General features: G+C 71.5%; 13 protein-coding genes. 4 read left to right on the top strand and 9 right to left on the bottom strand.

All coding sequences use genetic code 11. The features are described 5' to 3' along the window. Window positions 1-59: 59 nt before the first annotated feature. Together OHA37_RS33665 and OHA37_RS33660 are read left to right on the top strand one after the other, a co-directional pair. Window positions 60-2,510 carry a SpoIIE family protein phosphatase gene (locus OHA37_RS33665; RefSeq protein ID WP_266910945.1) on the top strand — a complete coding sequence of 817 codons (2,451 nt, stop codon included), beginning with the start codon at window positions 60-62 and terminating at the stop codon, window positions 2,508-2,510. A 258-nt stretch (window positions 2,511-2,768) separates the two neighbouring features. Beyond that, window positions 2,769-2,999, top strand: coding sequence for a response regulator transcription factor (locus OHA37_RS33660; protein ID WP_266910943.1), 231 nt, complete (start codon window positions 2,769-2,771; stop codon window positions 2,997-2,999). Here OHA37_RS33660 and OHA37_RS33655 read toward each other — a convergent pair. The 5 genes from OHA37_RS33655 to OHA37_RS33635 all read right to left on the bottom strand — a co-directional run bounded on the left by OHA37_RS33655 (window position 2,950) and on the right by OHA37_RS33635 (window position 6,856). After that, window positions 2,950-3,981 (bottom strand): serine/threonine-protein kinase, encoded by a 1,032-nt coding sequence (locus OHA37_RS33655; RefSeq protein ID WP_266910941.1) that lies wholly within the window; start codon window positions 3,979-3,981, stop codon window positions 2,950-2,952. The two genes, OHA37_RS33660 and OHA37_RS33655, sit on opposite strands and share 50 nt — an antisense overlap. Before the next feature lie 103 nt (window positions 3,982-4,084). Beyond that, on the bottom strand, window positions 4,085-4,639 hold the full coding sequence (locus OHA37_RS33650) for a hypothetical protein (protein WP_266910939.1): 555 nt from the start codon (window positions 4,637-4,639) through the stop codon (window positions 4,085-4,087). Window positions 4,640-4,750: 111 nt separating this feature from the next. Beyond that, entirely contained in the window at window positions 4,751-5,236 is a 486-nt protein-coding gene (locus OHA37_RS33645; RefSeq protein WP_266910937.1) for a hypothetical protein, read from the bottom strand. 121 nt (window positions 5,237-5,357) lie between these two features. Then, entirely contained in the window at window positions 5,358-5,954 is a 597-nt protein-coding gene (locus OHA37_RS33640; protein WP_266910935.1) for a hypothetical protein, read from the bottom strand. Window positions 5,955-6,178: 224 nt separating this feature from the next. After that, window positions 6,179-6,856 carry a DUF998 domain-containing protein gene (locus OHA37_RS33635; protein WP_266910933.1) on the bottom strand — a complete coding sequence of 226 codons (678 nt, stop codon included), beginning with the start codon at window positions 6,854-6,856 and terminating at the stop codon, window positions 6,179-6,181. A gap of 163 nt (window positions 6,857-7,019) precedes the next feature. On the opposite strand from OHA37_RS33635, the gene OHA37_RS33630 reads away from it, so the two are divergent. Further along, window positions 7,020-7,343, top strand: a complete 324-nt coding sequence (locus OHA37_RS33630; RefSeq protein WP_266910931.1) for a YciI family protein — start codon at window positions 7,020-7,022, stop codon at window positions 7,341-7,343. Window positions 7,344-7,346: 3 nt separating this feature from the next. Beyond that, a complete protein-coding gene (locus OHA37_RS33625; RefSeq protein ID WP_266910929.1) occupies window positions 7,347-9,344 on the top strand; it encodes a sigma-70 family RNA polymerase sigma factor in 1,998 nt (665 codons plus the stop codon). A gap of 38 nt (window positions 9,345-9,382) precedes the next feature. Here OHA37_RS33625 and OHA37_RS33620 read toward each other — a convergent pair whose 3' ends face one another. The 4 genes from OHA37_RS33620 to OHA37_RS33610 all read right to left on the bottom strand — a co-directional run bounded on the left by OHA37_RS33620 (window position 9,383) and on the right by OHA37_RS33610 (window position 12,473). Next, complete coding sequence (locus tag OHA37_RS33620; protein ID WP_266910927.1) at window positions 9,383-10,708, bottom strand: aminotransferase-like domain-containing protein; 1,326 nt, start codon at window positions 10,706-10,708, stop codon at window positions 9,383-9,385. A gap of 8 nt (window positions 10,709-10,716) precedes the next feature. After that, window positions 10,717-10,917: a hypothetical protein gene (locus tag OHA37_RS33615; protein WP_266910925.1), complete on the bottom strand. Its 201-nt coding sequence runs from the start codon at window positions 10,915-10,917 to the stop codon at window positions 10,717-10,719. Beyond that, window positions 10,836-11,090 (bottom strand): KR domain-containing protein, encoded by a 255-nt coding sequence (locus OHA37_RS40855; RefSeq protein WP_353963467.1) that lies wholly within the window; start codon window positions 11,088-11,090, stop codon window positions 10,836-10,838. Before OHA37_RS40855 ends, OHA37_RS33615 begins: the two co-directional genes overlap by 82 nt. A gap of 357 nt (window positions 11,091-11,447) precedes the next feature. Then, complete coding sequence (locus OHA37_RS33610) at window positions 11,448-12,473, bottom strand: hypothetical protein (RefSeq protein ID WP_266910923.1); 1,026 nt, start codon at window positions 12,471-12,473, stop codon at window positions 11,448-11,450. Window positions 12,474-13,370 lie beyond the last annotated feature (897 nt).

The raw sequence follows: 13,370 nt of genomic DNA, 5'->3' as shown, positions 1-13,370 counted from the left end.
CCGCGCCGTCTCATGCTTGTCAGTGGAGCCCCTGGCCAGCGAAGGCGAGATGAGCGGCGATGGAGCAACTTCCCACCCCTCCCGGTGAGCGGCCCGCCCGGACCACGCACGCCTCCCCGGGTGCGGCGTACACGGCCACGGCCACCGTCAGCGAGCAGGGCATCGTGACCGGGTGGAGCGAGGACGCGCGTCGGCTGCTCGGCTACCTGGCCTCGGAGGTCGTGGGGATGCCCGCCGCGGATCTGCTCGCGGACCGGCCCGGCGATACCGCCGGATCCGGCGGTACGGGCACTGCGGCGCGGCCGGTCGCACCCGGGCAGGAACGGTGGAGCGGCACTGCGGCGCTGCGCCACCGGGACGGCCGCCGGCTGGACACGGGACTCCTCGCCCACCGCAGGACGGCCGACGGCGGGACGGCCGAGTGGTTGGTGGTGTCCGCGGTGGCGGGGGCGGCGGCCGCGTCCTGGGACGGGCCCCTGGGCGAATGGGCCTTCGACCGCTCCCCTTGTGTCCTGGCGGTCTTCGACGAGGACCTGCGGCTGGTGCGGGCGAACACCGGCATGCACCACGCGCTGTCCCTCACGGAGGCCGAGATGCGCGGGCTGCGCCTGTCGGAGATCGCCCCCGGCCCGGTGAGCGAGGAGGTCGAGCGGGGGATGCGCCGGGCGCTGGAAACGGGCGAGCCGCAGTCCGTGGACGGCTTCGTCCGGCCGCCCGGCGCGGGCTCGGCGAACGGCTGGGCGACCACCCTGGCCCCCGTACCGGGCCCGGACGGCCGGGCACGGGCCGTGTACCTGAGCGCACACGACAAGGCCGCGGGTGAGACCGCCCCGCGCAAGCCGCTCCCGCCGACCCTCGCCGGGGCCCGGATCGACACCGTCCCCGACAGCGCCCGCACCGCACAGGAACTGGCCGACGCGGCCGTCCCCCGGCTCGCCGACTTCGCGGTCGTCGACCTGCTGGAACCCTCCCCGCGCGGCGGGGCCCCGTCCCCGGGTCCCGGTACGGGGGCGCTCACGGTGTCCCGTAGCGCCGTGCGGTCGGTGCTCGGCGGGAGCCAGGAGTCCCGGTTCGCGGTCGGGGAGACGGCCGTCTACCCGGCGCTGTCGCCCCCCGTGGAGTGTCTGGCCGCAGGGCGGGGCGCCGTGTACGGGACCGCCGACCCGGCCGTCGCGCGGTGGGTGGCGCAGGATCCAGGGGCCGCCTGGATCGGCGAGTACGGGACCCATTCGATAATGCTGGTGCCGCTGCGCGACGGCGCGATCACCCTCGGCCTGGCCGTCTTCAGCCGTCACCAGCGGCGCGAGCCCTTCGATCCGGAGGACCTGCGGCTGGCCGAGGAGCTCGCGGCCCGGGCGGCTACGGGCATCCACCGGGCGCGCCGGACCGCCCGGGAGCACACGAGCACCATGACGCTGCAGCGCAGTCTGCTCCCCCACACGCTGCCCGTGCAGTCGGCGCTGGAGATCGCCTCCCGCTATCTGCCCTCCGGCGGCGAGGCGGGTGTGGGCGGCGACTGGTTCGACGTGATCCCGCTGTCCGGAGCCCGGGTGGCCCTGGTCGTGGGCGATGTCGTCGGCCACGGCATGCGCGCCTCCGCGACCATGGGCCGGCTGCGGACCGCGGTGCGCACGCTGGCGGACGTCGACCTGCCGCCCGACGAGCTGCTCACCCACCTCGACGACCTGATCATCCACTTGTCAGCGGACGAGACGGGCCAGGAATCCTCCGGCGGGATCGGCACCACCTGCCTGTACGTGGTCTACGACCCGGTGACCCGCGTGTGCACGGCGGCCCGGGCCGGCCATCCGCCGCCCGCCGTGGTCTCCCCCGAGGGCTCCGCGTACCTCCTCGACGTTCCGGCGGGGCCGCCCCTGGGCCTGGGGGGCCTGCCCTTCGAGACCGTCGAGGTCGAACTTCCCGAGGGCAGCCTGCTCGCGCTGTACACCGACGGCCTCCTGCAGGCCCGCGACCACGACATCGACGAGGCCCTGGACAGCATGCTCGCGGCCCTGATCCAGCCCGCCTCCACTCTGGACACCGTCTGCGACCGGGTGCTGACGGCGCTGCTGACCCACCGCCCGGAGGACGACGTGGCCCTGCTCGTCGCCAGGACCCGGGCCCTGCACACCGACAAGGTCGCCGTCTGGGACCTGCCCGCCGACCCCTCCTTCGTCGCGCAGGCCCGACGGGGCGCCACGGACCAGCTGACCGCCTGGGGGCTCGACGAGGCCGCCTTCGTCACCGAGCTCGTGGTGAGCGAACTGGTCACCAACGCCATCCGGTACGGCGAGGCGCCGATCCAGCTGCGGCTCATCCACGAGGGCACGACGCTGATCTGCGAGGTCTCGGACGCGAGCGGTACCGCCCCGCACATGCGGCGTGCCCGGATCTTCGACGAGGGAGGGCGCGGCCTGCTGCTGGTCGCGCAGCTCACCCAGCGCTGGGGCACCCGGCACACCCTCTTCGGCAAGACCATCTGGGCCGAGCAGTCCCTCGTCGGGTTCTGAGACCTCGGGTTCTGAGACCTCAGGTTCCGGGGAGCTCAGGTTCCGGGGACCCGGACTCTCAGGACCCGGGGTCCGCAAACCTTCCGAGGACCTTCTCCCCTTCCCTGTGACACGCCCGTGACAGACGACGGACAGGTTCGCGAACTCCCACCGACAGGCTCTTTAACACGGACATACATTCACATTCGTGGACATGTCTCCTGCTTCCAAAGGTGCGAGCAGCCGTGATGATCGAGCCGAAGTGCCGGAGGAAGTCCCATGAGCCTCACACTCGTCGCGCACCACACCGCAGCCACCGCAGCCGTCCTCGCCCCGCGCGAGCAGGAAGCCCTCCGCCACATCGCCGCCGGGTGCACCTACGTGCAGACGGCCCGCTCCATGGGACTCTCCAAGCACACGGTCGACGCCTACCTGCGCCGCATCCGGGCCAAGCTGGGCATCAACACCACGGCGGAGATGACCCGCCTGGCCATCTCCCTGGGCCTGTGAACACGGGCCGCGCCCAGTCCGGCGGCTCCCTCGGCGGCTCCCCGGGCGGCGCCTCGCTCCCCGGATCCACGGGGCGCGGAGCGGCCCGCCGGGCAGGTGCGGTGGCGGTGGCGGCACGTAGCGCCGCCACGAATTCCAGGCACGAGTCGTAACGGTCCTCCGGGACCTTCGCCAGAGCTTTCTCCAGTACGGCGCCGGCCTCCGGCGCGATATCCGGCCGCTTCTCCGTCAGGGGAGGCGGCTTGTCGTATTGGTGCGCCCACAGCAGGGCGGGGGCATCGTCGCGGACGAAGGGGGGCCCGCCGGCGAGGGACTCGTAGACGACACAGCCGAGGCTGTAGACGTCGCACCTTCCGTCGACCGGGCGCCCGGAGATCTGTTCCGGCGCCACGTAGTCGATCGTGCCGACGAACTCGCCCGCCGTGGTGAACCCGGTGAGCGCCAGCGATTTCTTCGTCAGCCCGAAGTCCGTGAGGTAGATGTGCTCCGGGTGCTCGCTGTCGGTGCCCGCGGCGACCAGGATGTTGGCGGGTTTGACGTCCCGGTGCACCAGATCGTGGTCGTGGGCGGCGTCGAGCGCGGATGCCACCTGGGCGGCGATGCGCAGCGCGGTCGGGACGGGCAGCGGTCCGTCCCGGTCCAGCAGGGCCCGCAGGTCCGGCCCGGCGACGTACCGCATGGCGATGTAGAGGACCCCTTCGATCTCCCCGGCTTCGAAGACGGGGACGATGTGCGGGTGTTCGATCCTGGCGGCGACCCGGGATTCGTGGGCGAAGCGGCGCCGGAAGACCTCGTCCCGGACGCGCTCCGGGGCGATCAGCTTGAGCGCGACGGTACGGTCCAGGCGCAGGTCCTTCGCCTGGTACACGACGGCCATGCCGCCCCGGCCGATGATGCGCTCGATCCGGTAGCCGGCGATCTGCCTGCCGATGAGGCCGGAGGCCCGGCCCGTATAAAGGCCCTGGTTCGCTGCCGTGCCCATCAGGCGCCTCCCGAAAAAAGTCTATCCAGCGATCCCTGCACACGCCCGTGGGGCGAGCGGTGCTCGCCCCACGGGGGATGTGCCCGGGCCCTCGGCCCGGCGGTCAGTCGTCGTCGCCGCCGGCTCCGCCGTTGCCGCCGCGGCCGCTGCTCTCGCAGCCGACGCCGACGCAGATGCCGCCGTTGCCGCCCCGGCCGCCGCTGCCTCCGTCGCCGCCGGGGGACGCGGTGCCGCCGTTGCCTCCGTTTCCGCCGTTGACGCTGCCGTTGCAGACTCCGGCGCAGATTCCGCCGTTGCCGCCCTTCGTGCCGTCGCCGGACGGCCGGCCCTGGGTGCCGTTCCCGCCGTTGGCGCTGCCGTTGCAGAGTCCGGCGCAGATTCCGCCGTTGCCCCCGTTGGTTCCGTTGACCGTTCCGTTGCAGTTGCCGGCGCAGACCCTGTCCCCGACGCGGACGCTGCCGTTGCCCACTTTGACCTTGCCGGTGAGGCGGCTCGTGCCCGGTCTGCTGTCACCACCGTCCTGCCAGCCGCTGGACGCCGCGACCGTCGTGACCGTGGCCGTCGGCGCCGCCATGGCCGCGGGCGCCATCGCGCCGGCACCGATCAACGTCGACGAGATGACAAGACCTATACGGAACTTCCAGGAACGCGTACGCATGGGATTCTCCTTGCCGATTGATCATTGATGGTTGAAATCGATACCGGAAACGATGTCTGGAATTCGGATGGAGAAAGGCCCGGCCGGCCACCGGCCGGTCGGGCCCGTATATCAGGTGGAGAGGGGGGAGAAGGGGTTGCTGGTACCCATCAGGGCGAACCAGTCGCCGTCCTCGTAGCTCTTCTTCCAGGTGTCGATCTGCTCGGTCGAGATCTTGTACTTCTTGGCGATCTTCTCCTTCATTTCATCGGAGTCGTCGGCCAGCAGGGTCACCACGATGCGCACCTTGTCCACCATCGTCAGCTCCGACTTGGACTTGTCCGGCAGGTCGTCGAACCGGAAGCAGCCGACTCCACCGGGCTTGCCGGGCTCACCGGGCTTGCCGGGCTGACCGCCCTTGCCGCCCTCGCCACCCTCGCCGCCTTCGCCGCCTGCTCCGCCGGACCCGCAGTGGGCGGGCGATCCGGTCATGGGCGAGGAAACGGTGCTCGTGGGGGTGTGGGACTGCGACGCTTGCGCGGCGCACGCCGTGCCGGTGACGAAAGCCAGGGAGGCCGCCGCCAGGATGAGCGGACGCTGCCAGGAGCTCGTGAACATGGGGGTTCTCCGTTTCCGTGTGCACGGATGTCGCTGATCAAAGAAGGGGTGGTGAGGGTGGATCTGGGGGGTGGAGGCCCTGAAGGCCTCCACCCCGTGGAGCAGGGTGCGGGGTCAGCGATCAGAAGATGCTGATGCCTCCGGCACCACCGTTGCCGCCGAGGCCGCCGAACAGACCGCCGAAGCCGCCCTTGCCGCCCTTGCCGCCCTTGCCGCCCTCGAAGACGCCGTTGCCGCCCTTGCCGCCGTTGCCGCCCTGGCCGCCGATCAGGAGGCCGTCGCCGCCGCCGCCGGCGTTGCCACCGCTGCCGCCGAAGAGGCCGCTGCCGCCCCCGCCGCCGTTGCCGCCCTTGCCGCCGACGACGCCTTCACCGCCGCCACCGCCGCCACCGCCGCCGCCACCGACCAGGACGCCGTCGCCGCCCTTGCCGCCGTTGCCGCCCTGGCCGCCGGTGCCGAGGACGCTGCCCCCGCCGGAGCCGCCGGAGCCGCCACCGCCGCCGATGAGGCCGCCGCCGCCTTCCCCGCCGTCCCCTCCGGCGCCACCGGCGGCCGGGAGGGCGGTGGCCACATGGGCCGTCACCGGGGCCGCCGTCGCCATGGAGGCCGGAAGGATGACCGCTCCCGAGATCATGGCGGCCGATGCGACCAGGGTCGCCATGCGGAATCCACGACGGTTGGTGCGGACGACGTTGTTGGTGCGAGTCTTACGGTTCATGACCTTCTCCTATTGCTTATGTGCCCCGGGTATTCGGGACGGTGGGGTATTCGAGGGGAGAGGAGGAGTTCCTCGGGTGAGGCTTTCCGTCTCTTCCTCGTGCCTCAAGTAAGCCCCGGCCGGCACATCCGGGTCATGTTCCGGAAACTCGGGACTTGACACCCTCCGCGTCACGGGTTAAAAGCCCGGGAGACCCCATGGATGGACCCCGTAGACCCCGCAGATCAGATGCCGCGGCGACTGCGGTGCGCGACCACGGAGACCCAGAGCAAGGCCGTGACGGCTCCGACGGCCAGCGTCAGGGTGCCCGCCGGGCCGCCGGCCATGGCCCAGCCGTTGCCGATCAGGAGGGCGGTACCGGCGACCCGGGAGGCGATCGCGTACCGGCGGTTCCCGGTGCGGCCGAAGTGCCGGCCCAGGACGTAGCAGGCGGCGATCAGCGAGGTGAAGGTGACCGACCCGGCGGCGAAGTGCGCGTAGCTGTGCCAGGTGAGGGTGGCGGTCTCCACGGAAGGGGCGCCCAGGGGGAAGCCGTCGACCGGGTCCATGACGAAGGCTCCCGCGGCGATCATGCCGATGCCGGCGATCCGGACCAGCCGTGGCGCCCACGTGGCTCCGGGGGCACCGCGCAGGGCCCGGCGCAGGCCGGTCGCCCCGATGGCGAGCAGGACGCCGGCGAGCAGGAAGTTGGTGATCTGGAGCCAGCCGAGGCTGCCGTTGCTCAGCGCGCTCAGCGGGTGGCGGGTGATGTCGAAGCCCTGGCGGGTCGCGGCCTGGGTCAGGGAGACGACCGCCCACAGCGGGGAGGCCACGACCACGCAGGTGAGCAGGGAGCGGGTGGTGGCGGAGACGGGGGCGGAGGAGGAGACGGTGGCGGTCGCGGTGGGGGTCCGGGTGCTCATGGCAGGTGCCTCTCGGGTTCGTCGTACGCGGCTTCGTTCGGTTCTCGCCGATACGTCGAACCGGCGATGTGACAGGGAATGCGCGCGTTCCCTGTCACATCGCCGGTTCGACGTGTAAGCAGGTACCGGCAGCAGCTCGGCACCACGAGACGAGGGAGTCCCCATGCGCTACCTGATGACGACGAAGCCTTCCGAGACCGCCCCCGACGAGCGGCTGTACGCCGAGATGGGCAAGTTCATCGAGGAGCTGACGGCCGCCGGCGTACTGCTGGCCACGGGCGGCCTGGAACCGGGCGGCATCCTGGTGGCCTCCACCGGCGAGGAGATCACCGTGACGGACGGGCCGTTCGCCGAGGCCAAGGAGGCCGTGGCCGGTTTCGCGCTGATCGAGGTCCGGTCCAGGGAAGAGGCGATCGAGCTGGCCCGCCGCTTCCGCAGGATCGTCGGTGACGGGGAGAGCGTGGTCCAGCAGGTCTTCGGCCCCTGACCCGTGCCCGACGCCTCGCGGACGATCGACGCGGTCTGGAAGCTCGAATCGGCCAAGATCATCGCCACGCTCACCCGCCTGGTGCACGATGTCGGCCTGGCCGAGGAACTGGCCCAGGACGCGCTCGTCGCCGCGCTCGAACAGTGGCCGGGCGCCGGGGTCCCCGACAACCCCGGCGCCTGGCTGACGACCACGGCCAAGCGCCGGGCGGTCGACCACATCCGGCGCTCCCGGATGCTGACGGACAAGCAGGAGCAGCTCGCGCACGAGCTGGAGGAGAACCGGGAGCACCAGGAGGAACAGGAGCCCGAACAGGACGACGTCCTGCGGCTGATGTTCCTCTCCTGCCACCCCGTGCTGCCCGCCGAGGCCCGTGCGGCGCTCACGCTGCGGCTGCTGGGCGGCCTGACGGCCGAGGAGATCGCACGGGCCTTCCTCGTCACGGCGAGCGCCGTCACCCGGCGGATCGCCGCGGCCAAGCGCACGCTGGCCGAGCACCACGTGCCCTTCGACCTGCCGGAGGGGTCCGAGCTGCCCGAGCGGCTGTCCTCGGTGCTGGAGGTCATCTACCTGATCTTCAACGAGGGCTACTCGGCCACCTCGGGCGACGACCTGATGAGGCCCGGACTCTGCCTCGAAGCCCTCCGGCTGGGCCGGCTGCTCGCCGAGCTGGCCCCCCGGGAGGCCGAGGTGCACGCCCTGGTCGCGCTGATGGAGATCCAGGCCTCCCGTTCGGCGGCGCGCACCGGTCCCTCGGGCGAGCCGGTCCAGCTCCACGAGCAGAACCGGGGGCGCTGGGACCCGCTGCTCGTCCGCCGCGGCTTCACCGCGATGCTGCGCGCACGGGAAGCCGGCGGGGCCCCCGGCCCGTACATGCTGCAGGCGGCGATCGCCGTGTGCCACGCGCAGGCACGCACCGCCGAGGAGACCGACTGGACCCAGATCGCGACCCTGTACGGGGCCTTGGCGCGGCTGCTGCCGACGGCGGTGGTCCGGCTCAACCAGGCGGTGGCGCTCGGCATGGCCCACGGTCCGCAGGCCGGCCTCGACCTGGTGGACTCCCTGGTCGCCGATCCCGTGCTCCGCGACTACCACCTCCTGCCCAGCGTCCGGGGAGACCTGCTGCTGCGCCTGGACCGGGGCCCGGAGGCCCGGCTGGAGTTCCTCCGGGCGGCGGCCCTCGCCAAGAACGCCGCCGAGCGCGCCTTCCTGCGCCGGCGCGCGGAGCAGGTCCCCGCCACCGGCGGCCCGGCCGGTCCCGCGCCGGGTCCGACCCTGGGCCGGGCCGCGGAGGGCTTCCTGGGCCGGGCGGATCTGGACGCGGCGACGGTCCGCTCGTACGGGCAGACCCTGCGGCGGCTGCGCCTGGACCTCGGCGACGCCGCGCCGCTGTCCCGGCTGACGTCCGAGGAGGTGGCGCGGGTGTGCTCGGCCGCCTGGGGCGCCGCGGCCGCCCGCACCTGGAACCGGCACCGCTCGGCCGTACGGTCCTTCGGCGCCTGGGCCGGCCTGGACGGACTCGCGGCAGGGCTGGAGCGGCGCCCCGAGCCCCGGCCCCGGGCGTCCGCGCTGGACCCCGCGCGGCTCGACGCGCTGTGGAGCGATCCCGAAGTACCGCTGCGGGAACGGGCCCTGTGGCTGCTCCTGCACGAATCGGCCGCGGGGGTCACGACCGTACTGTCCCTGAACGTGGAGGACCTGGACCTGGAGGACCGCCGGGCCCGCGCGGGCGGCACGTGGGTGAGCTGGCGCTCCGGGACGGCCCGCCTCCTGCCCCCGCTGCTGGCCGGCCGCACCCGGGGCCCGGTGTTCCTCTCCGACCGGCGCCCCGGCCCGGCCCGCACCCCCGCCCCGGCCGACCTCTGCCCGGACACGGGCCGGCGCCGGCTGTCGTACGAGCGGGCCGAGCACCTCTTCAAGGAGGCCACCAGGCCCCTGGACCCCGCCCGCGAGGGCTACACCCTCCGCCGCCTCAAACCCGGCCCGAAGGAACGGGGTTGATGGTGACGGCCCGGCGGGGCGCCCGCCGGAGCGGCGTGTCAGAGGAGGTCGTCGACCAGTTTGGCCAGTCGGTCGAGGCCCAGGGAGATCTCCTCGGGGGTGAGGACACTGACGGACAGCCGGACCTGCGTCAGGCCGCCCGCGCCGTCGTAGAAGTGGTGCATCGGTGTCCACAGCACGCCGAAGCGCGAGGCCGAGTACTCCAGGGCCGCGTCGTCGGCACGGAAGGGGAGCGTCAGGACGACGAACATGCCGCCCCGGGGCGCGTTCCAGCCGACTGCTCCGTGATGGGCCCAGGTGGGACCGAACCGGCTCTCCAGGCCCTCCAGCACCGCCCGCAGGTTGCGCCGGTAGACCGCCGCCTCCCGGGTGGTGGCGGCGACGACGTTGCAGCCGTTCTCGACCAGGAAGCCGCCTATCACGGCCTGCGCCACGGTGGAGGTGTTCAGCGTGACCATGCTCTTCAGCTTCGCCAGTTCGTCGGCGAACAGGCTCTCCCGCCCGTCCTCGCCGACGACCACCTGGTCCGCGACCGCGTAGCCGACGCGCGCCCCCGCGAAAGCGCTCTTCGCGAACGAGCCCAGGTAGACCACCCGGCTCTCGGTGTCCAGCGCCCGCAGTGTCGGTGGCCGCTCGCCGTCGAGACGGAACATCGAGTACGGGTTGTCCTCCAGGACCAGCACGTCTTCCCGCGCCGCCAGTTCCAGCAGCGCCCGCCGTGCCGACACCGGCATGCTGACGCCGCTGGGGTTCGCGAAGTCCGGTACGACGTACACCACCCGGGGCCGCGCACCTTCCGACCTCGCTGCCCGGATCTGCCGTCGCAGGTCCGCCAGATCGATGCCGTCGGGGCCCTCGGCCACCCCGCGCACGGGCATGCCGGCGATCCGGGCCGCGCCGATGAAACCGACGTACGACGGCGTCGCCGCCAGCGCCACGTCGCGCGGGTCACGGTGCAGGGCGCGCAGCACCAGGACCATCGCCTCCTGGCAGCCGGTGGTCACCACGATGGACTCGGGATCCACCTCCAGACCCTCGTCGATCTCGAGATGGCGGGCGATCAGGTCGTGGATGACGCCTTTCGTGCGCCCGTACTGGAAGAAGGTCCGTCGCACCTGGGAGGGGGACAGGGAATGTTCGCGCTCCAGGTGTGCGGCGAAGGCCGCCAGATAGCGCGGCAGGTCGTCCAGTGCGTAGAAGCCCTCGTACGGGCGTCCGGCGGCGAACGAGACGGCGTCGGGGAACCTGCCCGCTATCTCGTTCAGGAGGGTCATCGAGGTCAGAGCGGGATCGGCGACGGAGCCGTGCAGATCGGACATGGCCATGCGGACCCGCGGCCGGCGCGGCGAGGCTTCTTCGGGCATCGTTTCCTTCAGGGCTTCAGGGGCAGGGCTTCAGGGGGCAGGTGGTACCGCCGGGTCGGGCCCCGGCCGATCCGGCAGCCGGTCAGGCCGTCGGGCCCGCGCTCCGCCAGGTCGTCGGCGATCGCCGTCACCGTGGCCTCGGCGACCGCGATGTCCGCCGTTCCGCGCGCCGCGAGCTCGGCGTCGATGACCTCGGAGGACGTCGGCATGCCGAGACCCACCCCGCCACGAAGTCCACGCGATGCGCACCGTGTCCGCGTCGCCCTGCGCCGCACGGGTGCGGGGCGAGGGCGTCCAGGAAGGCGTTGCCGGAGGCGTAGTCGCCCTGTCCCGTGATGCCCGGGAGCCGGCCGCACGAGGAGAAGAGCGTGAAGAAGTCCACGCTGCCCGGCGGGAACCGCCCGGGACCGTCGGGGCGGCGGGCCGGCGCCGGGCGCACCGGCTCCCGCTCGACCCGTACGAGACGGGGGACCTCGGCGCCGCTGCCGCGCGGAGCGGCGGCGTGCGGGCCTCACGCACTCCCCGGGTCACGCACCACAGGCCCAGCCGCAATGGTGCGCCCCGCACGGAGTGGTGTTGTCGTTCGTACCCTGCACGACCTGTCTCCTTCGGTCGTACGACGTTGGAGCGGTCGACGGCCGACGGCCACCGGCGCGGGGGCGGGGTTCGCCGTGCGTGACGGAGTACGGCCCCGCCCCTGCCCCCTTGGCGGCCGCTCGGCCGCTGCGCGAGGTGGCTGTCAGCCGTTGATCAGGTGCTCCGTGCCGGGGACCAGGTGGGCCCGGTACGGATCGATGTCGTCGACGTTGACGGTCTTGATGATCCACCGGGTGCGCAACGCGTCCGGGTCGCCGACGCTGACGACCTCCTTCGCGTGCACGGTGTGGTTGTTGTAGGTGATGACGAAGTCGCCCGGGCCGATGAACACCCTGCTCTTGTGGGCGTGCAGGACCTCGTTGACCTTGGGTACGAGGGCCTTGGCGCGGTCCGTCACGCCGACGGTGCGGTTCTCGAAGTACCGCAGGTCGTCCTCGCCGCCGATGACCGGGTGCTTGTCGGCCTCGCCGAGCTCCAGGGAACCGCCCATGACCGTCAGGTCGTCGAAGGGCGTGTAGAACTCGTTGCTGCGCAGCGCCTCCAGCTCTTCCTCGGTGAAGGAGGCGATGACGTCGATGTTGCGGACGAAGGAGGTGTACACCTCGTTCACCGGGTCGCTGCGCATGCCGACCATGTAGACTTGGTCGGGGCGGACGAAGTGGTTCGCCAGGTCCTTGTGGAAGTAGATGCGGTTCAGGGCCTTCTGGGACTGGCTCTCCTTCATCGACCGCTTGGGGTAGATGTCCTGGTACACGTCACCGTCGTTGACGTTGACGTAGCCGATCCCAGGGGTGTTCGCGAGCTGGGCGAACAGGGCGAGGAAGCCCTCGGCGATGAAGGTCTTCTTCAGCTCGTACTTGGACTTGACGGGCTCGTCGAAGTCGAAGTGGGGTACCTCGCGGTCGTACGGCACGTTCTTGATGACGACGGCCGGCTGCTCGGCGCGGTCGATGGTCGCCAGCGAGTCCACGTAGGCACGGAAGCGCTCGGGTACGACACCTTCGGCGATCAGCGCGTTGACCTGGAAGAGGTGTGCCTCGTAGAGCCGGTAGGGGTTGGCGGTGACCCTGCCGAGGGCTTCTTCGAGAGCGGTACACTCCAGGTCGGTGAACGTGAATTCGGGAGTGATCTCCCACCCAGTGCCCAGGATGGCGGGTGCGGTGGTCACAGGGACTCCTTACGCATTTGGTAGGTCTCGCCGGCGTTCGCGTTTCGCCACTGGGGTGGCCGGGCAGTCGGAAGCTGCTCGGCCGCCCGTCGAAACCTCGGGGCGGAACACGGCAAAGCCGTGATGATGGCTGCCCTATTAGGCAAAGCCGAAGCGGCAAGGGCCTTGTAAGGCGCAGCCGTGACGCCAAGTCTGTTTGGCGCAAAGTAGTGCCAGACGTTGTGGCGTTGCGAACGTTAGGCACGGGGCTCGCCACCCGTCAAGATCAATCTTTTTGTTGAACGCAACCAATTCCGTTACCGGGCGATTTCAAAGTCGCGGTCTTCTTGTGAATATGCAGGTCACAGCGCCGCAACGGCGCAGAGAAGGCGCGGAACCGAACTAGACCAAGCCCCGTTGCGGAAGGGACCTTCCCAAATCCCCCGCACGCTAAGGGGTTTTGGCGTGCCACCGGCCTGCCGCCGCCCGCCGCGGCGCCCTCCCGACATGTCCGCCGCCCGACGCGTGCGCCTTCGGCCCGGATCCCGCTGCGGGCGCGCCACGGCGCGAGTCCCCCCGCAGCGACCCGCCGGGGTAAACCGGATATGCACGGAGAACACCGAATCCCTGTCGGGGTGTCCGGTACGTCCCGGACGGGAGCCCCATGACGTTCTGACCGGCGAAACGGAGAGCGCTATTCCGATCGGCTCCCCGAAACGGACTGCCCGCATGCTGCTGCCGGACACCCTTGAAGTACCTCTCCTATTCGGTCATGTCGGTATTTCACCTCCGGGATTGCATGGAGCGACCGCATTTGCGGAGCAGGCGTAAAGGTCGATAATTCCCCGGATCGCGAAAATCGATCTTGACTGGCGGTCTGGCGTGCGCATAACTTGGCCGAGCTGACAGCTCCAGTTC

Origin of the sequence: Streptomyces sp. NBC_00335 (assembly GCF_036127095.1) — a bacterium.
In the GTDB taxonomy this organism is placed as follows: Bacteria; Actinomycetota; Actinomycetes; order Streptomycetales; family Streptomycetaceae; genus Streptomyces.
The sequence above is the reverse complement of the archived record's forward strand: the minus strand, read 5'-3'. Positions and strand labels throughout refer to the sequence as shown.